Annotated in this window: 19 protein-coding genes; 10 read left to right on the plus strand and 9 right to left on the minus strand. The window is 47.2% G+C overall.

From position 1 onward, the window contains the following. Positions 1-65: 65 nt before the first annotated feature. Together KV201_RS14045 and KV201_RS14050 are read right to left on the minus strand one after the other, a co-directional pair. Complete coding sequence (locus KV201_RS14045) at positions 66-542, minus strand: hypothetical protein (RefSeq protein ID WP_012090576.1); 477 nt, start codon at positions 540-542, stop codon at positions 66-68. A 97-nt stretch (positions 543-639) separates the two neighbouring features. Next, entirely contained in the window at positions 640-4,263 is a 3,624-nt protein-coding gene (locus KV201_RS14050; protein ID WP_226059724.1) for an EAL domain-containing protein, read from the minus strand. A gap of 624 nt (positions 4,264-4,887) precedes the next feature. On the opposite strand from KV201_RS14050, the gene KV201_RS14055 reads away from it, so the two are divergent. The 6 genes from KV201_RS14055 to cyoE all read left to right on the plus strand — a co-directional run bounded on the left by KV201_RS14055 (position 4,888) and on the right by cyoE (position 10,430). Then, positions 4,888-5,277, plus strand: coding sequence for a hypothetical protein (locus KV201_RS14055; protein WP_226059686.1), 390 nt, complete (start codon positions 4,888-4,890; stop codon positions 5,275-5,277). A gap of 188 nt (positions 5,278-5,465) precedes the next feature. Continuing rightward, positions 5,466-6,539, plus strand: a complete 1,074-nt coding sequence (gene cyoA / locus KV201_RS14060; protein WP_226059687.1) for a ubiquinol oxidase subunit II — start codon at positions 5,466-5,468, stop codon at positions 6,537-6,539. A gap of 2 nt (positions 6,540-6,541) precedes the next feature. Further along, a complete protein-coding gene (gene cyoB, locus KV201_RS14065) occupies positions 6,542-8,521 on the plus strand; it encodes a cytochrome o ubiquinol oxidase subunit I (RefSeq protein ID WP_006079491.1) in 1,980 nt (659 codons plus the stop codon). 1 nt (position 8,522) lies between these two features. After that, entirely contained in the window at positions 8,523-9,143 is a 621-nt protein-coding gene (cyoC, locus tag KV201_RS14070; RefSeq protein ID WP_063882167.1) for a cytochrome o ubiquinol oxidase subunit III, read from the plus strand. Continuing rightward, positions 9,143-9,484 (plus strand): cytochrome o ubiquinol oxidase subunit IV, encoded by a 342-nt coding sequence (cyoD, locus tag KV201_RS14075; RefSeq protein ID WP_226059688.1) that lies wholly within the window; start codon positions 9,143-9,145, stop codon positions 9,482-9,484. Before cyoC ends, cyoD begins: the two co-directional genes overlap by 1 nt. Positions 9,485-9,497: 13 nt before the next feature. Continuing rightward, positions 9,498-10,430 carry a heme o synthase gene (gene cyoE, locus KV201_RS14080; RefSeq protein ID WP_226059689.1) on the plus strand — a complete coding sequence of 311 codons (933 nt, stop codon included), beginning with the start codon at positions 9,498-9,500 and terminating at the stop codon, positions 10,428-10,430. Between the two features lie 110 nt (positions 10,431-10,540). Here the strand turns inward: cyoE and KV201_RS14085 are convergent, their stop codons facing one another. The 5 genes from KV201_RS14085 to KV201_RS14105 all read right to left on the minus strand — a co-directional run bounded on the left by KV201_RS14085 (position 10,541) and on the right by KV201_RS14105 (position 15,876). Next, positions 10,541-11,065: a protein disulfide oxidoreductase gene (locus tag KV201_RS14085; protein WP_014620499.1), complete on the minus strand. Its 525-nt coding sequence runs from the start codon at positions 11,063-11,065 to the stop codon at positions 10,541-10,543. A gap of 25 nt (positions 11,066-11,090) precedes the next feature. Further along, a complete protein-coding gene (locus tag KV201_RS14090) occupies positions 11,091-11,975 on the minus strand; it encodes a thioredoxin domain-containing protein (protein ID WP_012197816.1) in 885 nt (294 codons plus the stop codon). 135 nt (positions 11,976-12,110) lie between these two features. After that, positions 12,111-14,222 carry a protein-disulfide reductase DsbD gene (locus tag KV201_RS14095; protein ID WP_226059690.1) on the minus strand — a complete coding sequence of 704 codons (2,112 nt, stop codon included), beginning with the start codon at positions 14,220-14,222 and terminating at the stop codon, positions 12,111-12,113. A 279-nt stretch (positions 14,223-14,501) separates the two neighbouring features. Then, positions 14,502-14,930, minus strand: a complete 429-nt coding sequence (locus tag KV201_RS14100; RefSeq protein ID WP_226059691.1) for a hypothetical protein — start codon at positions 14,928-14,930, stop codon at positions 14,502-14,504. A gap of 196 nt (positions 14,931-15,126) precedes the next feature. Further along, on the minus strand, positions 15,127-15,876 hold the full coding sequence (locus KV201_RS14105) for a 3-oxoacyl-ACP reductase family protein (protein ID WP_226059692.1): 750 nt from the start codon (positions 15,874-15,876) through the stop codon (positions 15,127-15,129). 185 nt (positions 15,877-16,061) lie between these two features. Here KV201_RS14105 and KV201_RS14110 point away from each other — a divergent pair, with 185 nt between their 5' ends. Next, on the plus strand, positions 16,062-16,982 hold the full coding sequence (locus tag KV201_RS14110; RefSeq protein WP_226059693.1) for a LysR family transcriptional regulator: 921 nt from the start codon (positions 16,062-16,064) through the stop codon (positions 16,980-16,982). A 46-nt stretch (positions 16,983-17,028) separates the two neighbouring features. On the opposite strand, the gene KV201_RS14115 is transcribed toward KV201_RS14110, so the two are convergent. Together KV201_RS14115 and KV201_RS14120 are read right to left on the minus strand one after the other, a co-directional pair. Continuing rightward, the gene (locus tag KV201_RS14115) at positions 17,029-17,676 is read right to left on the minus strand and encodes a CatB-related O-acetyltransferase (RefSeq protein WP_226059694.1); all 648 of its coding nucleotides are present in this window, start codon (positions 17,674-17,676) and stop codon (positions 17,029-17,031) included. Positions 17,677-17,998: 322 nt separating this feature from the next. Next, positions 17,999-18,742, minus strand: a complete 744-nt coding sequence (locus tag KV201_RS14120; protein ID WP_226059695.1) for an ABC transporter substrate-binding protein — start codon at positions 18,740-18,742, stop codon at positions 17,999-18,001. Positions 18,743-19,100: 358 nt separating this feature from the next. Between KV201_RS14120 and KV201_RS14125 the strand changes: the two genes are divergently transcribed. The 3 genes from KV201_RS14125 (at position 19,101) to KV201_RS14135 (ending at position 23,100) form a co-directional block, all read left to right on the plus strand. Next, on the plus strand, positions 19,101-19,607 hold the full coding sequence (locus KV201_RS14125; RefSeq protein ID WP_012090589.1) for a sigma-70 family RNA polymerase sigma factor: 507 nt from the start codon (positions 19,101-19,103) through the stop codon (positions 19,605-19,607). 2 nt (positions 19,608-19,609) lie between these two features. Continuing rightward, the gene (locus KV201_RS14130; RefSeq protein WP_226059696.1) at positions 19,610-20,599 is read left to right on the plus strand and encodes a FecR domain-containing protein; all 990 of its coding nucleotides are present in this window, start codon (positions 19,610-19,612) and stop codon (positions 20,597-20,599) included. Between the two features lie 101 nt (positions 20,600-20,700). Then, positions 20,701-23,100: a TonB-dependent receptor gene (locus KV201_RS14135; protein ID WP_226059697.1), complete on the plus strand. Its 2,400-nt coding sequence runs from the start codon at positions 20,701-20,703 to the stop codon at positions 23,098-23,100. Position 23,101 lies beyond the last annotated feature (1 nt).

Consider the following 23,101-nt stretch of genomic DNA (forward strand, 5'->3'; position numbering starts at 1 on the left):
GAGCGCAGTTAACTGCGCTCTTTTTTTTAAATCAGTTGTTTTTAAATCACTTAGTTTTAAACCGCTTAAAACTTCAAGGTCAGGGACTGACCTTCACCCATTCCCTGCCACTCGATGCTCAGATCCATAATCTCATTAAGAATATGTTCAAAGTCCGATTGGCTAACGGTTGGAACGGCTAGGTCACGGCTGTTACAGGCTTGCTCTAACAGATAAATAAAGCCGTTATAGGTTGGCGTTTCACCCGACCAGAGTAGTGACTGCAAGGTTTCGACTATGGATTCGGTTTGCCACACTTCCGTTTTATCTGCGATGGCGCGGGAGGTTTCGTTATGTTCTAAGGCGAAGCTGATATCGGCGCCAGCTCTGACCTGCGAGAAGAAAGCCCCTTGAATATGCAGGCGTTTTTCAACAACATAATGGATCATATCGTGGGGAGCAATGCCCTGTTCTGGCATTTGGGTTTGAGTCGCACTACCGTCCATGCGCACGCAGCGCAACTGACCATAACGCTGGGTTCCTTTGGTGAAGATGACTTGCATAAAACCATCCTTAGTATTTCGATTAACGCATACATAATGCGAACTCAAGTATAGTCCAACTCTGCGCCAGCATTAGAAAAACAGCAAGACTCTGCCGTTATAAATTACGCTGGATAAAGCGGAAACACTCTTCTGCCGCTAAGGGTTTACTAAAGTAAAACCCTTGCACTAAGTCGCACCCCATCCTCGACAATAATACCAACTGCGCCTCGTTTTCAACCCCTTCAGCCACCACAGTTAGCCCCAACTCATGGGACATAGAAATGGTCGCAGCACTGATAGCAGCATCGTTCGGATCGCTTTCAATATCCTTCACAAAGGAGCGGTCGAGCTTCAATCTGTCTAAGGGCAAGAGTTTCAAATAGGATAACGAGGAATAACCCGTACCGAAATCATCAATCGCAAGTTCGATACCATGCTGGCGCAATTCCGCTAACAGGCGCGCATTCTGCTCCGGATATTGCATCGCCACACTCTCGGTGATTTCGAGCTCCAATGCCCCTTTGCCCAACTTATGCTTTAAAAGCACATTGGTGATATCGGCGACAATGCTATCTTTGCGGAGTTGATGCGCCGACAGATTCACCGCCATTCGCAGCTCGGTCGCCCCCGCAGCGCGCCAAGCGGCAAGCTGCGCCATCGCGGTTTCTAACACCCATTGGCCGATAGGAATGATCATGTCGATCTCTTCAGCAATGGGAATAAAGCGGTCTGGCGCAACCATGCCAAATTCGGGATGTTGCCAGCGCACTAAGGCTTCGACACTGACCACTTGCCCAGTGCGGATATCAATTTGTGGCTGATAATGCAGTCGTAATTCATCGTTAGCGAGCACTTGCCTGAGGCCAGTTTCAATTTGCTGGCGCTCAGTGATCAAGGTATTCATCGCCGCAGTAAAAAATTGATAGTTATTGCGTCCCGCCGATTTGGCACGGTACATGGCCATATCGGCGTTTTTCATCAGGGCTTCAACACTGTCGCCATCGGTCGGGAATAAACTGATGCCTATACTTGGCGATGAATGTAATGCTTGATTATTAATGATATAGGTTTGACTCAAACCACTGCGCAGCGCCTCGGCTAAACTGGCCACCTCATCATGGTTCGTATCAGATAATGCGACCACAAACTCATCGCCACCCAAACGCGCCACAGTGTCAGTATCACCAACGATGTTTTTCAAACGACGCGCAACTTCTAACAACAGTTGATCGCCCACATGATGACCCAAGGTGTCGTTGATATTTTTAAAGTGGTCCATGTCGATAAACATCACCGCAATTTGGCTATCGGATGCCAGCGCCTCACTGAATACCACTTCGAGACGCGACTGCAAGCTGAGTCGATTAGGCAGTAGCGTCAAAGAATCATGGTGGGCGAGGAAATGAATGCGTTCCTCACTGACTTTACGCTCGCTGATATCGGTAAAGCTGCCGATGTAATGGCTCACCGCACCTGCGTCATCGCGCACCACAGACATCATCAACCATTTAGGGAAATCGTAGCCATGTTTATGCCTGTCCCAAACTTCGCCTTGCCAGAAACCTGTTTGTTCTAGGGCAGCACGCACTTGAGGATCGATACCTTTGTCGGTACGTTCTGCCTCTAAAAAGCGGCAGTTTTTACCAATGATTTCTTCTCGGGAATAACCGGTGATCTGAGAAAACGCACTATTCACATCCACAATAATGTCGTTGCCATCCATGATAGTGATGCCTTCACCACTCTGCTGGAACACCTGCGCCAATAGATTTACCCGCGCAACGGTGCGCTCCTGCTCGGTAATATCTTCAACGATAAAGAGAATAAGCTGCTCACCATCGGCGCCTGTGACTAACGCACCATTAAGGCGCACTGCCACTAACTGGCCATTCTTATGCACATAATGCTTCTGATAGGGGCCATAACGACGGGTTTGCTTTAGGCGTTCTAATTGCTCAGGTTCACTTAATTGATAACGCTTTGGCGTGAGATCCCAAGGGTCAAGCTGATTTAACTCATCGAGTGAGTAACCCGTCATGGCTTCGAATGCGGGGTTAATCGCCACAAACTGACCATCATCTAAACGTTTAAGCACATGCCCTACAGGCGCCTTATCAAACAAGTTACGATATCTTTGCTCGCTTTCGACTAAGGTGGCCTGAAAAGCCTGACGACGGGCAATTTCCTTCGATAAGGCCATGGTTTTTTCAGTCACTTTCTCGGCAATACGTTGGCGCTCGCCGGAGGAAACCAGCGTCATACCGCCCACAACAGCACAGGTGATAAAGGCGAGGAGCAACATAAGTAACGATAAGCTAAATGTATCGCCCATCAGCACTGCATAGGATTGATAAATCACTATGTGCCAATGCCGATCTGCAAGCAGCAGGTTTGCTTGAAAATACTGGCCGGTTTTATCGCTAAATAGCTTGCTGCTAAATGCGGGAAATGACTTCTGGGTATTGCTGTAAAGCAATGCACCGCCCGCACTCATGTCGGAGAGTTTCCACTGCAATCCCTTTACGCTCTCAACATCATTAATAATGCTTTGCAAATCAATCACAGCTGAACAAAATCCTGAGATTTTACCCAGCCGATCGAACGAGGGCGCTAGAAGTAAGGTGCCACCTGGGCCATTGGGATCCTGTGCTAATTGGATCTTAGCCGTCATCACAGGCGCTAAGGTCGCGCGCACTTTAGCAATGGCAGCGGCTCGTATTGGTTCACTATTGAGATCTAATCCCAATGCCGCTTCATTACCTATGAGTGGCTGAATATAAATCACTGGCACTAACCAGCCATCGGCATTAGCTTGCCAACCTTGAGGCCGGGTGACTTTGTAGGGAGCGCCAATGGCTGAGCGGGTCGATGCCTCAAAACTGGGTAGATCGGCGGCCGCCACTAACGGCGACCAAGACCAAGCTCTAAAGCCATCTTGCTGCAGCATGTTACGTTTGCCAAACTGCACAAACTCATCCTCAGAAACCTGTTCGCTATTATCGAACAAGCTCGCTAAGGCGATGATTTGCTGCAGATTAGCCTCTTGAAAACTTTCAATATTGCTAATCACGGCATTGGATTGGATCTGAAACTTATCCTGCAACTGTTGGCGCTGGTTCATATCCGAGTAGTAATAAATCCCCACGCAGAATAAAAAGCCCACCAGCAGGGGAACACCCGTCTGAATGCGGCGAGCACGCCAGATAGCTCGCTTATCAAATAACAACATAGTCAAAGGGATAAAGATCACGGCGCCGAGCAAATCCCCCGTCCACCAATTCACTAAACTTCCCAATAAATCAGATGGTGGAATCGTACCGTTGATCACTAAGGCACTGTTGCCAAAAACGGTCGCCACAATACAAGTTAAGGCTAAGCTCAAGCAGGATTTAATAACGGTATTAGGATTATCTAAGGTGAATAAATGATCGACTCGCCCAAGAACATGGGCAGAAAGTACAGCCTGTATACAAGACCCAATCGAGATAGCAAAAGGTAACCAGCCCCAATGGATATGCCCGCCAATATTGATGTTGATCAGCAGGGAACCAATAAACACCCCAACCCAAGGGACATACTCTTTCCACAGGATACAGGCAGCAATGGCAATCCCTGCGGCAGGCCAAATGGCAGCTGAATATCCTGGTGGCAACGCAATCATCAAGCCTAATTTACCTACAATGATGTAAGCTAAGGCGATGAAAATGTTTACCTTAAGGTATGGGGTAATTGACTTTATGTGTAATCCTTTAAACTGCCATAGTTACAATATTCAGAATCATAATGCCCTACTCGTTAACGCAATTTCAAGTAGATATCTGGGCAGTGATAAAATCACAGTCTAATAATCGTTTTACCTAATGTAAATAGCGTAAATGACTGACACAATAATTGTTTTAACTTGATGTTTTTATTTGAGATGCCCATCTCAAATCCGCTTAACCAAACTTAACTCGCATCAAAAATCAGCATGCAAAAATGTGCGGCGAGCAAGGGTAAACAGCAGTGTCATTCGTATACGATAAAAGCGACTGTTGGCTAAAACCCACATGCTCATGGGGGCATTAATCCACGCCATACCGTCGCCAATACATCAGCTTTAGCCAAAACGAATAAATGAAGCGCCTCACACATTTTTATTTTATGAGAACCAAATCAGTTAAATTTCGGTTAATTTTGTAAATTTATTGATTTCATTTAGTTTTAATTAAGGTTTTTTTAACGCTTAGGCCCTTTTACCGCGGGGATCCGCTTTCATTCAATAGCCGCTTCTTGGTATCCTCCTGCCGCATAAAAAAGTTGCATGCTGAATATTTTTTGTTCTGCCAACTGGCTCCCTTTCCCGTTCAACCGGACCCGTTAATTGAAATTAGCTCTTAGCCAATTCATTGCTGAAAGATTGAACCTGATTATTCGGTTTTCAACCTTTAGCATGACAAACCTAACCCTGTTTTTCGGGTTATTGTTTGTGCTGCCTGTAGCTGACGTTTTATACGTATTGATCGGCGGTTGTGTCGATATTAGTGAACTCATCAGCCTCAGCAATGGCTTTTTAGTCGAGTTTATCGGCGCCAGTCTGCTCAGCCTGTTATTGCTCAACCCCCTCGTTATTCTGCAGTTATGGCATTTAATCGACTGCTGCTTCAAATTTTTCAATAATCTCGATTTAACTAACGCTTCACTTTTTTTAGCACCCCCAAGGCTAAAACCCCTCGAACATACCGCCCACGGTTGTCGCGCCCCACCATTTTAACCCTCTGTTTTTAAATTCAAATTAAGCATTAAGCGCTGAAAGCTGATCTTCGATTTCGTCGGGATGGTGGCACATTTTTGTGTCATGTCTCTTGGGTTTCAGGATTTGCGCTCAGATAACGCCGCTTAGTGCGACTGCCGGTTCACGCTTGGCAGAGTTGTAAACCTTAGGGTTAGAGGAATCTTCCTTTGTTAATTCGAAAATTAAGTAAAGCGGCAATCGCGGCAGTAGCATTCATGCTCGCGGGTTGTGATGGCGGTGTGTTGGACCCTAAGGGCCAAATCGGTATCGATGAAAAACACCTGATTATCGTCGCCACCCTACTCATGCTCATTGTTGTTATCCCTGTGATTGCCATGACATTGTACTTCGCGTGGAAATACCGCGATGGCCGAGATCAAGAAATCTATGCGCCTAAATGGGCACACTCAACGGCGATTGAAACCGTCGTGTGGATAGTGCCGATTGTGATCGTAATAGTGCTAGGTGTGATCACTTGGGGTTCGACCCATGATCTTGATCCATATAAGCCTTTAGTGCACGAAGCTAAACCCGTCACGGTTGAAGTGGTGTCGCTGGACTGGAAATGGTTATTCATTTATCCAGAACAAGGCGTGGCATCGGTCAATGAGTTGGCGTTCCCTGCCAATGTGCCGGTGAACTTTAAGATCACCTCTGACACTGCGATGAACTCCTTCTTCATCCCTCAGTTAGGCAGCCAGATTTACTCTATGGCGGGCATGACTACTAAATTGCATTTGATCGCTAACGAGCCAGGCACCTTCGATGGTATCTCGGCTAACTACAGCGGCGCCGGATTTGCGGGCATGAAGTTTAAAGCGATTGCCACTCAGACACCTGCCGACTTCGATGCATGGGTTGCCAAGTTAAAACAACAGGGCAAGACATTGGACTCAGCGGCCTATGCCACACTGGCTAAACCGAGTGAATACAATCCGGTTGAATACTTTGGCTCAGTGAGCAAAGGGATGTTTGACCAAATCGTGATGCAATACATGCACATGGACTCACATGACGGCATGAAAGGTCACGAAGGAATGGACATGCACGCAGGCATGGAACCTATGGGCACTGAGCACACATCTGACATGGCAGACATGAAAGGTATGCACGACATGGCACATATGGCAGGCGAGCACGCGATGGAAAATACACAGAACATGGCCGACATGGATAGCTCAACCCATTCTGACACTTCATCTACAGAACACTCATCCACTCAAAAAGTGGAGGCGGAGTAATCATGTCATTTCTCGGTAAATTAAGCTTAGATGCGATTCCGTATCACGAGCCTATCATCATGGTGACCTTAGCGGTCGTCGCAGTGGTAGGTTTGTATATCGCAGCCTTGATCACTAAACACAAAAAATGGAGCGTACTTTGGAACGACTGGTTAACTTCAGTTGACCATAAACGTCTCGGTATCATGTACATAGTGTTAGCTTTGGTGATGCTCATTCGTGGCTTCTCCGATGCCATTATGATGCGTACCCAGCAAGCACTCGCCACCAACGGCGCCGCAGGTTATCTGCCGCCTGAACATTACGACCAAATCTTCACCGCCCACGGCGTGATCATGATTATCTTTATGGCGATGCCATTTATGATAGGTCTGATGAACTTAGTGTTGCCGCTGCAAATTGGTGCCCGCGACGTTGCCTTCCCATTCTTGAACAACCTCAGCTTCTGGCTTACCGCCTCTGGCGCTGTGTTGATCAATATTTCATTGGGTTTAGGTGAATTTGCTAAGACAGGTTGGGTGGCGTATCCACCACTCTCAGAGCTGGCTTACAGTCCGGGGGTTGGGGTCGATTACTATATCTGGGCACTGCAGATTTCGGGCATAGGGACGACCTTAACCGGGGTGAACTTTATCGCCACCGTGCTGAAGATGCGTGCCCCAGGCATGAAGCTGATGCAAATGCCAATCTTCACTTGGACTTGTACGTGGGCGAACATATTGATCGTCGCGTCATTCCCAATCTTAACCGCTGTGTTAGCCTTGCTGACACTCGACCGTTACATGGATTTCCACTTCTTCACCAATGACGGTGGCGGTAACGCCATGATGTATATCAACCTGTTTTGGGCGTGGGGACATCCTGAAGTTTACATCCTGATTTTGCCTGCTTTTGGTATTTTCTCCGATGTGATCTCAACCTTTACCTCTAAGCGTCTGTTCGGTTACACCTCTATGGTGTGGGCGAGTGGTGCGATTTCAATTCTAGGTTTCATCGTTTGGTTACACCACTTCTTCACCATGGGCTCAAGTGCCAACGTCAACGCCTTCTTCGGGGTGATGACTATGGTGATTGCGGTTCCAACCGGGGTAAAACTGTTTAACTGGTTGTTCACTATCTACCGTGGCCGCCTACGTTTAACGGTACCTGTGTTGTGGACGTTAGGCTTTATGGTGACTTTCACCATAGGCGGCATGACAGGTGTGCTATTAGCCTTACCTGGTGCCGACTACGTTCTACATAACAGTTTGTTTTTAATTGCACATTTCCATAACACTATTATTGGTGGTGCGGTATTTGGTTATTTAGCAGGCTTTGCTTACTGGTTCCCTAAAGCGACAGGTTTCCACTTAAATGAGCGTTTAGGTAAAGCGTCATTCTGGTGCTGGCAAATCGGTTTCTATGTGGCCTTTATGCCGCTGTACGTACTGGGCTTTATGGGTATGACACGCCGTATCAACCACATTGATAACCCAGCGTGGAACGTGTGGATCTACTTAGCCGCCGTGGGTGCTTGCATCATCATGGTCGGTATCATTCTGCAGTTTATCCAACTGTACGTGAGTATCCGTGACCGCGACCAAAACCGCGACACCACGGGCGATCCATGGAATGGCCATACTTTAGAGTGGTCAACCGCTTCTCCACCACAGTTCTATAACTTCGCTAAGCTGCCACAGGTTGCTGATATCGATGCCTTTACCGATGCGAAAGAAAAAGGCGTGGCTTATCAACGTCAAAAACACTACCAAGCTATCCATATGCCGAAAAATACCCCAAGCGGTATCTTAATGGCGCTGGGGATCACTGCCGCGGGTTTTGCCGCTATTTGGCACATCCTGTGGTTAGCCATTGTGGGTTTAGTGGGCGCTTTCGTGGTGTTCCTGTTCCGTGCTTATAACAATGACGTCGACTATTACGTGCAACCCGATGAAGTGGCTCGCATTGAAAATGCCCACTTAAACAATGTAGTAAGGGGCTGATATGAGTATTGCAATCCCAGCAGATTTAGAAGTAGCTCACGCAGAAGATCACCACGAACACCATGACACCAGTGGCAACACTCTGTTTGGTTTTTGGATTTACCTGATGACCGACTGCATTTTGTTTGCCTCGGTTTTCGCAACCTATGCTGTGCTCTACATGAACACGGACGGTGGCGTTTCGGGTAAAGACATTTTCGAATTGGACTTTGTGCTGATTGAAACTGCCGCCCTGCTCGTTAGTAGTATTACCTACGGTATGGCGCTGATTTTTGCTAAGCGCCACAACAAAGCCGCGACCTTGGCTTGGTTAGCCATTACCTTCGCCCTCGGTTGTGTGTTTATCGGGATGGAAGTCTATGAATTCCATCACCTGATTGAACACGGCAATGGCCCACAGCGTAGCGCTTTCCTGTCGTCCTTCTTCACCCTTGTCGGTATGCACGGCTTGCACGTGACCGCAGGTCTGATTTGGATGGCGATCATGATGATTGAAGTGGCGAAAACCGGTTTAGGTAATCGCAGCATCACCCGCCTGAGCTGCTTAAGCTTGTTCTGGCATTTCCTCGACATAGTGTGGATTTGTGTATTCACGGTCGTGTATTTATTGGGAGCACTTTAATGAGCGCACATAGTCATACTGATAAGCCTAGCCATGGCACTGACGATCTGGCCGCGAGCATTAAGTCATATCTAATGGGCTTTATGCTGTCAGTGGTATTAACCGCCATTCCGTTTTGGGCCGTAATGACTCATCACTTCGAGAAAGCGACCACCCTTAGCTTAGTGCTAGTGATGGCGATAGTGCAGATAGTGGTACATCTTAAGTACTTCTTACACTTAGATTTCTCGAAAGAAGGCAAAGTAAACACCTTCTCCTTCCTGTTTACTGCCCTGATTATTGTCATGGTAGTCGGCCTGTCGGTGTGGATCATACTCGAAGCCAACGCTTTGATGATGTAACGAGAAACAGTCTATGCAAATACAAGACAGATTTATGTCACCGCAATGGAAAGCACGCTTCAAAGGGTATGTACAGGTGACTAAGCCTGGCATCATTTTCGGGAATCTGATTTCCGTTGCTGGCGGTTTTTTATTAGCCGCCAAAGGCGACGTAAATCTGGTCTTGATGCTAGCGAGCTTAGTAGGATTGTCCTTGGTCGTAGCCTCGGGCTGCGCAATCAATAACTGTATTGACCGTGATATCGACGCCAAGATGCAGCGAACCTGCAAACGCGTGACCGTCACGGGCGAAATTGCAGTGGGTAACGTACTCGCGTTTGGACTCGCCTTAGGCGTGTTGGGCTTTAGCATCTTAGCCTTGTTTACCAATGTATTAGCCCTGCTATTTGCCGTTATTGGTTACATAGTATATGTGGGGGTTTATAGCCTCTACATGAAACGTAACTCAGTGTATGGCACTTTAGTTGGCAGCTTCTCGGGCGCAGTACCGCCCGTGGTTGGCTATTGCAGCGTGACAGGGCAAATGGACATGGGCGCGGCTATTTTGCTGTTGATGTTCAGTCTATGGCAGATGCCACATTCCTATGCCATCGCGATTTTCCGTTTTAATGACTATGCGGCCGCCAATATTCCTGTGCTGCCAGTGGCAGAAGGCATGACCAAAGCAAAACTGCATATCGTGCTTTATATTGCCGTGTTCGCCTTAGTCAGTGCACTGTTGCCACTCGCGGGTTACACAGGTATCGCCTTTATGGCGGTCACCTGCGCCACCAGCCTGTGGTGGCTTGCCATGGCATTAAAAGGTTATCGCCACGGCGTCGACATGCAACGCTGGGCTCGCCAAGTGTTTGGTTTTTCAATCATCACTATTACGGCGCTCAGTGTGACTATGGCGCTCGACTTCCAAGTCGTGAGTCAGGCGCCACTGCTCACCTTAGTGAAGTAAACCCTAAGCTTTCAGCTAATTGCCTAGTCCTGAAATAAGTTGATAATAAAAAGCGCTAACCTAAATTAGCGCTTTTTTTCTACCTTAAAACAGCCCCTGATATATCACTTCTAAGTGAACATCATTCGCCACCACATGCCTGGCAGGCTAGTAAAGCCAGTCGTGTAGTGTTTTAACTCACCATCTTTAAAGATCATAATGGTTGGCGTCGCCTGCAATGACCAATCACGGGCAATCTTGCTGTCACTATCGTTAATAGTGTCAAAGCCATAATCCTGATGCTGAAGATATTTTCTCAGTTTCTCATCCTCACCCGAACTCATGGCAACCGTCACCACGGGGTAATAGGCCGACATTTGATTGACCGCCGGGCTGACAAAATTACACACAGGACACCAAGTGCCCCAAAAGTACACCAATACCGCCTGATCTTGGCTGAGCGTGGCAATATCAAGCATCTCCCCTGCCAACGTCGTCCCTTGGAGTTGCGGCAAATTATCCCGCGGAATATCTTTGCCGCGCCAGATGTCCATCACGCTGGTCACGATAATGACAATGAGCAGCAAAAGTGCCAGCTGCTTAATCCAGCCCAATATGCGTTTAGGTAAAGATATCGAAACTTGTTCGGCGCTCATATTTTCAGTTTCCTTTGGCGGCATCTTAACTGCTCTTCTGCGTCTTATCTTTAGCGGCAATCGCGGCTTCAAGCTGCTCTTTTAACACTTCGTAAGGCACTAATCCGGGAATAAGCGTATCGGCCACTATCATACTTGGCGTGCCACCTATGCCTAACTCATTCATTAAATTAACATTGTCATCGACCATTTTAGCGACGCGCTCATCTGTGTTGCCGACCCAGCGCTCAGTTGCCGTCAGTTTAGCGACCTTAGCGATGGCGGCGGCATCGAGTCCACGCGGGCTCGACATCAACATATCCTTCACCTTGAGATACTTTTCAGGCTCGTTTAACCAAACCGTTTGGGCAAAATCGACCGCCATTTTGGAGCCTTCGCCCTGCAGCGGCACCATTTTGACTATGATTTTTAACTGCGGAAATTCTTCAATCAGCTGGTTCAGCGAAGGCTCGATTTTCTTGCAGTATGGGCAGTTAAAATCGGTGAAGTACACCATCTCAATCTCAGGTGTCGCAGCGCCCTTCCACGGATCGCTTTTGGTCTCATACATGGCTTTATGATGAGTCACAAGACTGGTTTGCATGGCTGTATTTGCCCCCTCTTGCTCCCTTGCTTGCCACGCAATAATCGCCTCTCTCATTAGGTCAGGATCATTGATCAAGGCATCTTTAAGAATCGCTCGCACCTCTTGCTGCTGCGCCGCCGATAAACTGCTGTCCTTGGCATAGGCCATTGTGCTCACCGAAGGCAAGGAAACCACCAGCATGGCCATGGCGACACCCGAGACAGCAAACATCTGCAACTTGCGATGTTTGAATAAAGAGCTAAATTTCGACATTTTGGTGCCTCCGATGACTTGAGTATTCTGCATTGATTCAGTGATGTTTTGTGCTTCAATTGTCTGTTTCATAATCGATTTCCATTGTTTCAGGTCAGGGGCTTCCTGACCTGAGTATTTGTTGAGTGTCACTCGGCGAGCTACCGTACGAGATTGGCTAGTGATATTGCCGAGTGACATATCCGAGTGAATGGCTGGTCGTTAGCGTTATTTCCCTGCCGCTACGGATGACTTTTCAGGGGACGCAGAGGCCTGCTCAATCGCAGCAAGCACAAGGTCAGTCGATAGAATTTCCGGTAACTCAATCCCCTGCGGTGCACCCGGGCCGTAAACCACGTTAAATGGCACTCCAAAACGATTATGGCTTTGCAGGTAGTGAGTAATGGGCTCAGAAGGCGTAGTCCAATCGCCCTTCATCGGCAAAATATGCGACTGTTGCAACAGGCTATAAACAGGATCTTGCAAGATCACGCCAACTTTATTGGCCTTACAGGTAATGCACCAATCGGCAGTGACATCAACAAACACAGTTTTGCCTTGGGCAACCTGCTGATTAATCAATGCTTGGTCCAATGGCGTCCAAGCAAGATCCGCAGGTAAAGGTTTAGCCCACTGGTTCGCCGTCATAAATGCAATAACCGCCGACAGTAAAATGCCGATACCTAAGCAGCTCACAATAGCAATCGCGCCATATTTTTTAGCCATAAACACCATAAATATCAGTGTAATGACACCCGCCAATGGCCACAGGTAGTTAGTATCAATGAAGCTGGCCAACAGGCTAATCAGCCACAAACTGGTGATGAGCAACATGCCGGAGAAAAACACTTTAACTGTGTTCATCCAGCGACCGGGTTTAGGGAAATAACCCGCCACTTGCGGGAATGCCGCCACGATTAACCAAGGGAACGCCATACCCACGGCCAACGCGGTAAAGATGGCAAACAGGCTCAGTACATCGGCGCCCAAGGCGAAAGCGACCGCGGTACCCAAAAATGGTGCACTGCACGGTGTCGCCAGTAGCGTCGCAAACATACCCTGTAAAAAGTGACCGCTGTTATTATTGCCGCCCGTCGTCGCCAACTTGGTTTGTACGTTAGAGGGTAAGTTAATCTCAAACACACCTAACATATTGAAGGCAAACACTGTGGTCACCAGCGCCATAAAACCGATAAACCAAGGGTTTTGGAACTGCACACCCCAACCAATCGCTTGACCCGTGAGCTTAAGCATTAAGATAAAGCCAGCCAGTAACCAGAATGAGGCCAATATCCCCAGCGCTGATGCGATGAACTGTTGGCGGATTTGATTACGCTTAAGATCAGGCGCAGCAACCACTGAACTGAGCTTCATGCCGAGAACGGGTAACACGCAGGGCATGACGTTTAAGATCAAACCACCGATAAGCGCTAACAAAATCATGCCAAATATCGAGGTACTTGCTTGAGTAATCACCACAGGCTTAACCTCGGCGCTGTATTCCAACGCCCGCTCGCTATCGGCGACAGTCATGTTCAGCGATTTACCCAAAACTTCAGGCTCGCCCAGCCAACTTTTACCGCTGAAAATACCGACCAATTGCTTGCCGTTAGCATCACTTTCGCTTGGCTTTAAGCTCACTAGCTTGAATGTGGTATCTGGCTCGCCATCGATAATCACTGTGGGTTGCTGCCAGTTGGCATTATTGAGTCTGACTTCAAGTTGACCTTTGGCGGCATCCCAACCCATTGTCATGGCAGGATTCTGGCCCTCTTGGGTCAACACTTTTTGTGGCACAAGCGACACGGCCTTGTTGTAGGCCAACATGGCATCGGTATCCGCTTGCAGCGCATTGGGCGTGAAGTCGAGACTAATCTGATAATCCGTCAGTACACAGATAGTGGTACAGGTCGACAAGGTCACTTTGCCACGCAGCTGAGTTGGGGCAGCGATATCATCGACTTTTAGGGTTAAGGGAAAGGTGGTATTACCTTTGTAACCAAAGGTTTGCAATCCCAACAATGAGAATTCCTCTGGCGTAGGCCATCTCCAATCCACTTGCTGTAGATTGTGTGAGCCATCCCATTTTATCGTCGGCGCAATACCGCCTTCCCCAGGACTGCGCCAATAGGTTTTCCAATCGCCCTCAAGTTGTACTTCAAGCACAGCGGGCAAAGTATTCGTTGCGGGATCAACTTCGCCCGTTAGCATAAAACGTACTTTGGCTGGCGGGTGATTATCGTTAACTAACCATCCCGTCGATGCGGCCAATAGCGACGGACTCGTCACTATCAAGGCGAGTATCCAGAATCTGGTTAACATGGATTTTAATGTACTCATTTTGTCCCCATTGGCATGAACTGTTCGTTATGCCCTGTAAATGCTTGCTTTACTGCTTAACTCTGCCCCCATTACAAAGGGCGTGATGACTTAAGAAAAATCAATGTGATAGCAGGCTTAATTCAAGAAATTTGATAGGAGATAGGATGTGTAAAAGCGGACGTTCTGCAGCTAGGTAATGGTCCTTTCAACCGGTAAACGGGTAAGAAAAGCCAACTATCGAGCTAGAGAATGGGCGCCAGAATAAACTCACCTATCAGTTTGATAAGTAAATTATTTCTATTCTTGAAAGCGACAGAGAGTGAGATGTATTCGCCTAGGTTTAGCTTGATAACCTTGTATGGGTAACAGTGTTATCACGCGGGAGGCGCGGGGAAGTAACGGAAGTAGGAACAACAGGATAAGAAATGGAATGGAACTCGGAGCATCGATACAGGTTCGGATCGATTTCTCAGACAATTCACATTTTTTAGGCTCGCTTTTGACCAGCTCAGTACCCGCCGCTTGGGCATCGACGTGACTAGCCATATTGCTTGAAGCTGAGCTGCTGTTAAAAGCTGAACTTGAGTTTAAAACTGAGTTGGCGCCAAAACCAGCACCAGAAAAAGACGTAGCCGACATCGCTTGCGCGCTCGACTCCTTGAGCAACAAGTTAAGTATTCCACTGTTTTGAGTCAAACAGAACAAGGTCAGAATGGTAAACACCATCACGCCCCATAAGTTGCCTGTTTTCTTAGTCAATAACGTAAAAATTTGGATTTCTCTTCGTCTTATTCTTTGATAATAAAGATAAAAAATGAGTGTCTTTCAACAGATAGCTGAAGATAAGACCGGCGGATTGTAACAATAGTTCATCAACAAGCAAATTATTTTGCCTTGCCTGAAAAATAGATACAGACAAAGCTTATGCTGAAAACCCACCATCAATCATCAAACTCGCACCAGTGATGTAACCCGCTTCTGGACCCGCGATAAAAGCGACAAAGCTGGCGATCTCTTCGGCTTTACCATAACGACCCAGAGCACCCATCGCCTTGATTGGCTCAGATGAATCGCCGTTATCAGGATTCATATCGGTATCCACAGGGCCTGGCTGAATGTTGTTCACCGTAATCGCACGCGAGCCTAAATCCCGCGCTAATCCCTTGGCTAAACCGACTAATGCCGATTTACTCATGCCGTAAATCGCACCACCTACAAACGGAATACGCTCAGCGTTCGTGCTACCGATATTGATGATGCGGCCGCCGTCATTCATGTGCAGCGCGGCTTCTTGGCTCGCCACAAACACACTGCGCACGTTAGTGTTAATTGTTCGTTCCCAGTCTTCTAGCGTCAGATTTTCGATGCTATCCCAAATCAGCGTGCCCGCATTATTAACCACTATATCTAAGCCACCGAAATGCGCTTTGGTCTCGCGAATGGCACGACGGATCGCCTCTGGCTCAGTACTGTCAGCCTTAATGGAAATGGCTTGACCACCCTGCGATATAACTTCATCCACCAGCAATTGTGATTGGGCTTCAGATGACACATAGGTAAAGGCAACTGCGGCGCCGTCACTAGCCAATCTTTTAACGATGGCAGCGCCGATACCACGGCTACCACCTTGTACAAAAGCCACTTTACCTTGCAGATTATTTGACGATTTCATAGTTAGCTCACTCAATAGGGATATAAACGTTATGGTATAGAAAAGCGTTGTTAATCAATTACAAAATGACGTTCGCTTGTTAGTTAACGCTCATTTTCATACTGTGGTAGTAGCTTACGCGATTCACTTTCCATGATTAAGTCACTAAAATGACCATCACTAAGTCCTTCAAGGAATTAATTGCCGTGATAAATAATCAATTTGTTGAGATACGCCATTTCGTCACAGTTGCACAACTCGGCAGTTTTACCTTAGCGGCGCAGGCGTTAGGCATGACAGGTTCGGCGCTCAGTAAAAGCATAGTGCGATTAGAAACCCGCTTAGGCACTAAACTTTTACACCGCACCACAAGGCGTGTGAGCTTAACCAATGATGGCGATTCGTACCTCAAAGAGTGCCAAAATGCTATGGCAATCCTAGACAATGCACAGAGCCGACTCGGCAGCGAACAGCAAATTCCCTCAGGTCGAGTGCGAGTGGATTTACCCGTCACGTTTGGGCGGCGATATATACTGCCAACCCTATTATCACTATCGCAAAAATATCCCAAGCTCGAGTTATCCATTACCTTCAACGATAGAGCGACTGACTTGTTCAGTGACGGCATTGATTTGGCGGTGCGTGTCGGACAACTCGGCGACACTGTGGATTTAGTCGCCCGTAGATTAGGAGAACAACGCCGAGTAATCTGCGCATCTCCCGCCTATTTCGCTCGACTTGGTACGCCACAAGACAAAGCAGATCTCAGCCAGCACCAATGCATTGTCGGCTGGCCGCTTGGGCAGCAACATCGCTGGTTACTTAAAAATGAGGATGGGATTATCGAGGCTTATGACATTCCAGTACGCCACGAAATCGCTGATTGCGAAGCCATTTTAGCGGCCACACTGGCGGGAGTGGGTTTAGCGCAAGTGCCTATATGGTTGGTTGAGGACTATCTTAAAACTGGTGAACTTATCTCGGTACTGGACGAACTCGCCAGTGACGACACACCCATCCACTTGATTTGGCTTAAAACCCCTTACCTCCAACCCAAGCTACGGGTGATCATCGAAGAACTGGTCGACTTAGCGAAAGCGCCCAAAAGCAGATTTAAGGCAGGATAAGTAAAAGGCCTCGACTAAGCGCGACCTTTCACTTTGGGACTAACGGCTATTTATTTTGATGTACAGATTGGTCATAGAGAGTGATCGCTTTGCTGAGCGCGTCAAAATCCGCCGAACACAAATACCGCTTTAATCTTTCAAACTTTTCGGCAGGCCAATCGTAGATTTTTAACGCCAGTAACTCAGTAATGACGTCTTTATCAAACCGATACTTGATTAATTTCGCAGGTGATCCCGCCACAATACTGTAGGGTTCGATATTTTGAGTGACGACACTATTTGCGGCAACAACCGCACCTTCACCTATCGTCACCCCAGGCATCAGCATACATCTCATGCCTAACCAAGCCCCATCACCAATATGAGTATCGCCTTTGCCTACATAGGCCTCCTCGATGAAATCCATAAAGGGATATAAACAAAACCAATCCGCTCTATGCGTATGATTTCCGCCCATTAAGATCACAACTTCGGCGGCGATACACACATAGTTCCCGATATAAAGTTTATCGATAGGCCACTTAGGCTCCCACTCACGGCTCACTTCATCACCATGAAGATATCTCACTGCTGATCCCTCAAAGCCAGCATCCCAGCAATCACTGTAATAGCTATGTTGGCCTTTGACTATGATATTGGGATTGGTGACCACCTCATGCAATAACTGAACTTTTGACCAATGCTTGTTCTGCATTGTAAATCCTCTTTATAAACAAAATAATAGATATAAGACATCATGTTATGAGAAGTTTCACATTAGAATAGTCAGTGAATACGCGGTTGTTTTAGCAGAGGAATGAGTTTCATATAAAAGTCATAAGTGGGTATCAAAAAGAAAATAGCCCATAAAGCTGAAATATCGACATGAGCTATGCCAGCCGACATGTTAACCACCATAGCCCGCCGCTGCAAAGCTATGATGGTTAGTTAAGTCACACGTTTAGACAATGACTTGAGGGCGAAAAACATTTTAATCGTAATAATATCCCACTTTTTTACCGCGCAATAAAATCTCATCAATCATATTTACCTTTATATAAATCTTGAACCATTGTTTGATATAGCCCTGATTTCTGTATTTTTTCAAAGCCAGAATCATACTTTTCGACAAGAGCTTCGACATTAGGGTAATTTTTAGAAAACATGAGGAAGGAGAAATTTTCATCATACGCTAAAGGGTGAATTTGAATTTTAGCTTGTTCTTCAGCAGATAAATCGCGTATCAGTTTTCGCCCCACAGCTTCATTTACAATGAACGCGTCAAAGCGTTTAGCAAGTAGCATCTTGATCCCCTGCGGATATTCGTTTAACTCTTGAACTTTAACTCCTATCTCAGTCAGTGCTTTAACATAGTAATCGGCTCGGTTGCACCCAATAGTAAATTGTTTAAGATCACTCATAATCTTCCAGTCAAACTGACTATCTATTCGTTCAATAAATACGCTGCGAGAAACGATTATCGGTTTCTTACTGAACAGATATTGGGCTTTACGATCTTCTTGAATGGACCAACCGGGTGACGCGAGAAAATACCCATTACCGGTCTCGACTTCAATACGAGCCCAAGGTTTGAACTCGAATTTTGCGGTAATTCCTTCCTGCTCAAAAGCGATTGTGACCACATCGTTTAAAAAACCCAATCCTTTCAATTTAGCACCAGCATACGGAGACCATTCTCCGCTACCGATAAGAACATCTTGGTTTGCAGCCGAAACAAAGGCACTCATAGTTAAAATCAGGAACAGCAGAAACTTACTCATCAATTTCTCCTAAAATATTCCAACTTTCTTTTTATTCACTTAGAAACTAAGTCAAACCACCAGCAAGCTAAACCTAACAAGATGTTTTTATATCATTAATGAATCACCATATTTTTCAAAAAGATAATCGGTAGTCCTATAGAGATAAGGCTCAAGTTTAGTTGAGCCAGTCAAAAACACAAAAAGATAGGCGAATCCTTTTGCTCGAAAGTCGCATAAAACAGGATTACAGCTTATTTCCGCCATGATTCTCGCTATGCATAAGCAGGTAATCTCATGGGCGTAATGACACAAAACTTGACCTATTAAATGATAATCAATATCATTACAGAATTATTAATATTCTTGCCTATACCGTATGACGTCGGTCAATATTTCTTCTCCTATCAATAACCTATATAGAGATAACCAGTTTTGGCTACGCGGCTGGCTATACTCACGCGTGGGTTGTTCAGAAACAGCGGCCGACCTAGCCCAAGATACATTTCTACGTTTGTTAAAAACCGGAAATTTACCGCCTTCAGGCGAATCTCGGCGTTTTTTAACCCGCATTGCCAAAGGATTAATGATTGACGCTTATCGTCGGCAGAAGATTGAAGAAGCCTACCTAGAAAGTTTGAGCTTGATGCCAGAAACCTTCATTCCTGGGCCAGAAATCCATCATGTCATCATTGAAACACTCGCTGAAATTGCCGTTATGCTCGATAACTTGCCGGATAATGTGCGCTTGACGCTGTTACTGCGCCAGATAGAGGGTTTAAGCTATGCCGACATTGCTAAGCAGCTATCAGTCTCTGTTTCATCGGTAGAAAAGTATGTTGCGCGAGGCTTAGCGGCCTGCTGCCTCGCGCTGGAATCCTATTAGTCATGCCTGCCAATCAATCTGGGGCCAAGAATATCGGGCAGGAAAACGACAGCAATGCCATTGAAGCGGCGGCTGGCTGGATGGCCCGTCTGTTGGCGGATGACGCTACCGAGCAAGATAGTATTAACTGCCAACAATGGCGTGACCAAAGCTCACTTCACGAACAAGCATGGCAACGCATGTGCCAGATCACTGGCAAGTTCGCCTCCTTACCTAAGGGTACAGGCATCCAAGTGCTTGAAAAAGTTAGCCAGTCCGTCGTATCACGTCGGCGTTTCCTCAATGTTTTAGCGCTGGCAGGGATTGGCGTCACCGCGACTTGGCTTGGCGCGTCACAGACTCGACTTGGCCGGAGTCTGCAGACTCAATACCGCACCGGCGCAGACGAAACTCGCACCTTTACTCTTGAAGATGGCACCCGCTTAACACTAAACATAGATACTGCGGTGGATGTGGATTTCTCAGCCGAGAAGCGGCAAATACAACTCCATCAAGGAGAGATCTTAATCAAAACGGGTCATGAATCTCCCCGTCGCCAATTCTTAGTCACCACCCACTTCGGCCAACTAATCGCGTTAGGTACTGAGTTCTGCATCCGCCAATACGAACACTATGCCCGTGTAGCCGTAATCGACGGCGCTGTAGAAGCTTATTCTGCCAGTGGTGTTAAGCCACAACGAGTAGATGCAGGCCAACAAACTCGGTTTGATAAGACAATGATTGCGCCTCCCGAACCGCTACAAAATGCAGCGATAAGTTGGCGCCATGGCAAGCTAGTGGCAGAAGGGATGCGGGTAGCAGATTTTGTCGAGGAGATCGGCCGCTATCGACCCGGCTTCACGCTATACGATAGTACCGTGGCCAATTTGACCATCAGCGGCGTATTTTCTCTGCAAGATACCGACCTTGCCCTACAAAGCCTTGCAAGCAGCCTGTCAGTAGAACTGCAATATCGCACAGCTTACTGGGTCAAAGTGATCCCAGCCCGCTAAAACCTTAACGCTGAAAATTATTTTCAAAAATTTTTACGGGTTTTGCGATCTCGTTCGGAATAGTAGATAGAACCTATTAACTTTCTCCCTTGGGACTCTCTATGCATTCCGTTGAATTTGGCCGTTCGCGACCCAAAAAATACCGCGCTAACTACCTGTCCCTTATGGGCCTGAGTTTCACCGTCATCTTAAGCATTACAGCACCACAGCCATCACAGGCTCAAACTGTCGATGTAGATGCCAAACAAATCAACAAGCTACAACATTATCAGATTAAGGCGGGCACGCTCGATGCTGTACTCAACAGCTTTGCTCTTGCCGCGAATATTGATCTGTCGATATCTTCAGCACTCACTCGGGGTAAAACCAGCTTAGGGCTAGAGGGACAATACTCGATTGAAGCAGGCTTGCAAAAGATACTGGCGGGGACGGGTTTACAGGTCACATCGCGCCTTGAGGGGCAATATATTCTCGGCAAGGCGACCGCCGCAATAGTGTTGGCACCCATAACGGTTATCAGCGCTGCGGGTTATGAACAGGATATCAAAAATGCGCCAGCGAGCATTAGTGTGCTTTCGGGCAAGGATCTAGAGCAACGCAAATTTAATTCACTGCAAGATATCGCGCGGGAAATTCCCGGAGTCAATGTTATTGGCTCTGGCGCACAGAGCGGAATATCCATACGCGGTATGGAGAAGGGTTATACGTTAGTGCTCGTTGACGGCAAGCGGGTACGCTCGGACACGGGAAATCCGCGAGGATTGAACAACGAAGATCTCGATAGCAATTTTATCCCTCCCGTTGCGTCGATTGAGCGCGTCGAAGTGGTTCGTGGACCTATGAGTTCTCTCTACGGTAGCGATGCAATGGGCGGCATCATCAATATCATCACCAAGAAAACACCAGAACATTGGAGTGCCAGCGCGGGCTATAGTTTGCGCGTGCCAGACAGCAGCGCTATGGGGAATCAAAACCAACAGGATATCTATATTTCGGGGCCGCTGGTTAAAGATCTGCTTGGTGCTTCCATTTGGGGAAATCAAGCCGTACAGGACGAAGACAAATATTACGGTGGATATCAGGAATCCACTAAGCGAACCCTAGGCGGTAAGCTGCGGATCACGCCTAATCGCGACCACGAGTTTATCCTCGACTACTCAAAGGCGAGTCAGCGCTACATTGGCAATCCTGGTGGAGTTCTACTCACCACCGCCAGAGGAAGTATTGACCGCGAATGGACCCGAGATGCATGGAGCATTGCCTACAATGCCTTGTTCGATCTTGGCGAACTAGAACTGAAATACTATGAAGAAGATTATGAAAGACTGACTTATCCTGCTGCAGCTGATTTCACTACAGGCTCAACAAACAAAGTCGGCGATGCGCGCTTCATCACAGGTGTGGATAGCCATACTCTGACTTTCGGTGGTCAATGGACTAACGACAAACTGACTAACGGTGATTTAGGTAATGGCACTCCCCGAAGCTTTGGTACCCGCTCTGTCAGCGATATCAGTATTTTTGCAGAAGACGAATGGGAACTGCTCACAGAGAAACTTTATCTCACCCTTGGTGCGCGACTAACGGATAACGAATTCTTTGATCATCATGTATCACCTAGAGCATATCTTGTTTTCAATCATAACGATCACTGGACTTTCAAAGGGGGCATAGCCACTGGCTACAAGAGCCCGAAGATTGACCAGATTGATAACTCCACAGGCTCTCAACGCGGCGGCAGTACGAGTCAGTTTGTCATTGTTGGTAATCCCGACTTAGAGCCAGAACAAAGCACGAATTATGAAATCGGCGCGCTTTACACTAAAGATGACACGCTAAATATCGGCGCAACGCTATTTTTCAATGACTTTTCCAACAAAATCCTCAACACCAACACCTTCTATTTCGACGATGGTAACGGTGGATATATTCCAGCCTATTGCATTTCAGGTGACGTTGGCACCAAAGACTGCCCAGCTTGGGCAACTTGGCTAAATGCAAAGGGAGCACAGATCCGCGGTGTCGAACTTGAAGGTCACTGGGACATGACTGATACCTTGGCGCTCAAAACGAGTTACACCTATACCGATTCACGAATTGACGCAGACAACGTGATCATCAATACCCCCGCGGGTCCACGCCCTTTCGGTGACACCTTGGCATTGCTGGACGGAAATTCGCTCGTCGGCATTCCAAATCATAACGGCTCAATAACGCTCGACTACCAACCCACAGATGCACTCTCGGCATTCCTGAGAGGTAATTATGAGGGCGAGATCACCCGAGTCAGCTTCGAGCGCAACACGGTCGATAAGAGTGACAAGGATTTGATCACGCTGGACGCAGGTCTGAACTATTCGCTGAACCGCTTTATTAGCCTCAACGTCGGGATAGACAACATCACCGACGCTACACGATTTAAAGTGAATAACGATACTGGGGCCTACCGCTATTCAGAGCGCGGACGTAGCTATTTCGTTAGCGTTAAGACGCAATTCTGAA

The organism is Shewanella sp. SR1, from assembly GCF_020447145.1.
In the GTDB taxonomy this organism is placed as follows: domain Bacteria; phylum Pseudomonadota; class Gammaproteobacteria; order Enterobacterales; family Shewanellaceae; genus Shewanella; species Shewanella baltica.

Excerpts from the sequence above, each read along its gene's own strand:
- cyoE (WP_226059689.1), top strand. The coding sequence starts at position 9,498 with ATGCAAATACAAGACAGATTTATGTCACCGCAATGGAAAGCACGCTTC.
- KV201_RS14105 (WP_226059692.1), bottom strand. The coding sequence starts at position 15,876 with ATGAAATCGTCAAATAATCTGCAAGGTAAAGTGGCTTTTGTACAAGGT.
- cyoD (WP_226059688.1), top strand. The coding sequence starts at position 9,143 with ATGAGCGCACATAGTCATACTGATAAGCCTAGCCATGGCACTGACGAT.
- KV201_RS14100 (WP_226059691.1), bottom strand. The coding sequence starts at position 14,930 with ATGGTGTTTACCATTCTGACCTTGTTCTGTTTGACTCAAAACAGTGGA.
- KV201_RS14120 (WP_226059695.1), bottom strand. The coding sequence starts at position 18,742 with ATGAGTAAGTTTCTGCTGTTCCTGATTTTAACTATGAGTGCCTTTGTT.
- KV201_RS14095 (WP_226059690.1), bottom strand. The coding sequence starts at position 14,222 with ATGAGTACATTAAAATCCATGTTAACCAGATTCTGGATACTCGCCTTG.
- KV201_RS14130 (WP_226059696.1), top strand. The coding sequence starts at position 19,610 with ATGCCTGCCAATCAATCTGGGGCCAAGAATATCGGGCAGGAAAACGAC.
- KV201_RS14115 (WP_226059694.1), bottom strand. The coding sequence starts at position 17,676 with ATGCAGAACAAGCATTGGTCAAAAGTTCAGTTATTGCATGAGGTGGTC.
- cyoB (WP_006079491.1), top strand. The coding sequence starts at position 6,542 with ATGTCATTTCTCGGTAAATTAAGCTTAGATGCGATTCCGTATCACGAG.
- KV201_RS14125 (WP_012090589.1), top strand. The coding sequence starts at position 19,101 with ATGACGTCGGTCAATATTTCTTCTCCTATCAATAACCTATATAGAGAT.
- KV201_RS14085 (WP_014620499.1), bottom strand. The coding sequence starts at position 11,065 with ATGAGCGCCGAACAAGTTTCGATATCTTTACCTAAACGCATATTGGGC.
- KV201_RS14045 (WP_012090576.1), bottom strand. The coding sequence starts at position 542 with ATGCAAGTCATCTTCACCAAAGGAACCCAGCGTTATGGTCAGTTGCGC.
- cyoC (WP_063882167.1), top strand. The coding sequence starts at position 8,523 with ATGAGTATTGCAATCCCAGCAGATTTAGAAGTAGCTCACGCAGAAGAT.
- KV201_RS14135 (WP_226059697.1), top strand. The coding sequence starts at position 20,701 with ATGCATTCCGTTGAATTTGGCCGTTCGCGACCCAAAAAATACCGCGCT.
- KV201_RS14090 (WP_012197816.1), bottom strand. The coding sequence starts at position 11,975 with ATGAAACAGACAATTGAAGCACAAAACATCACTGAATCAATGCAGAAT.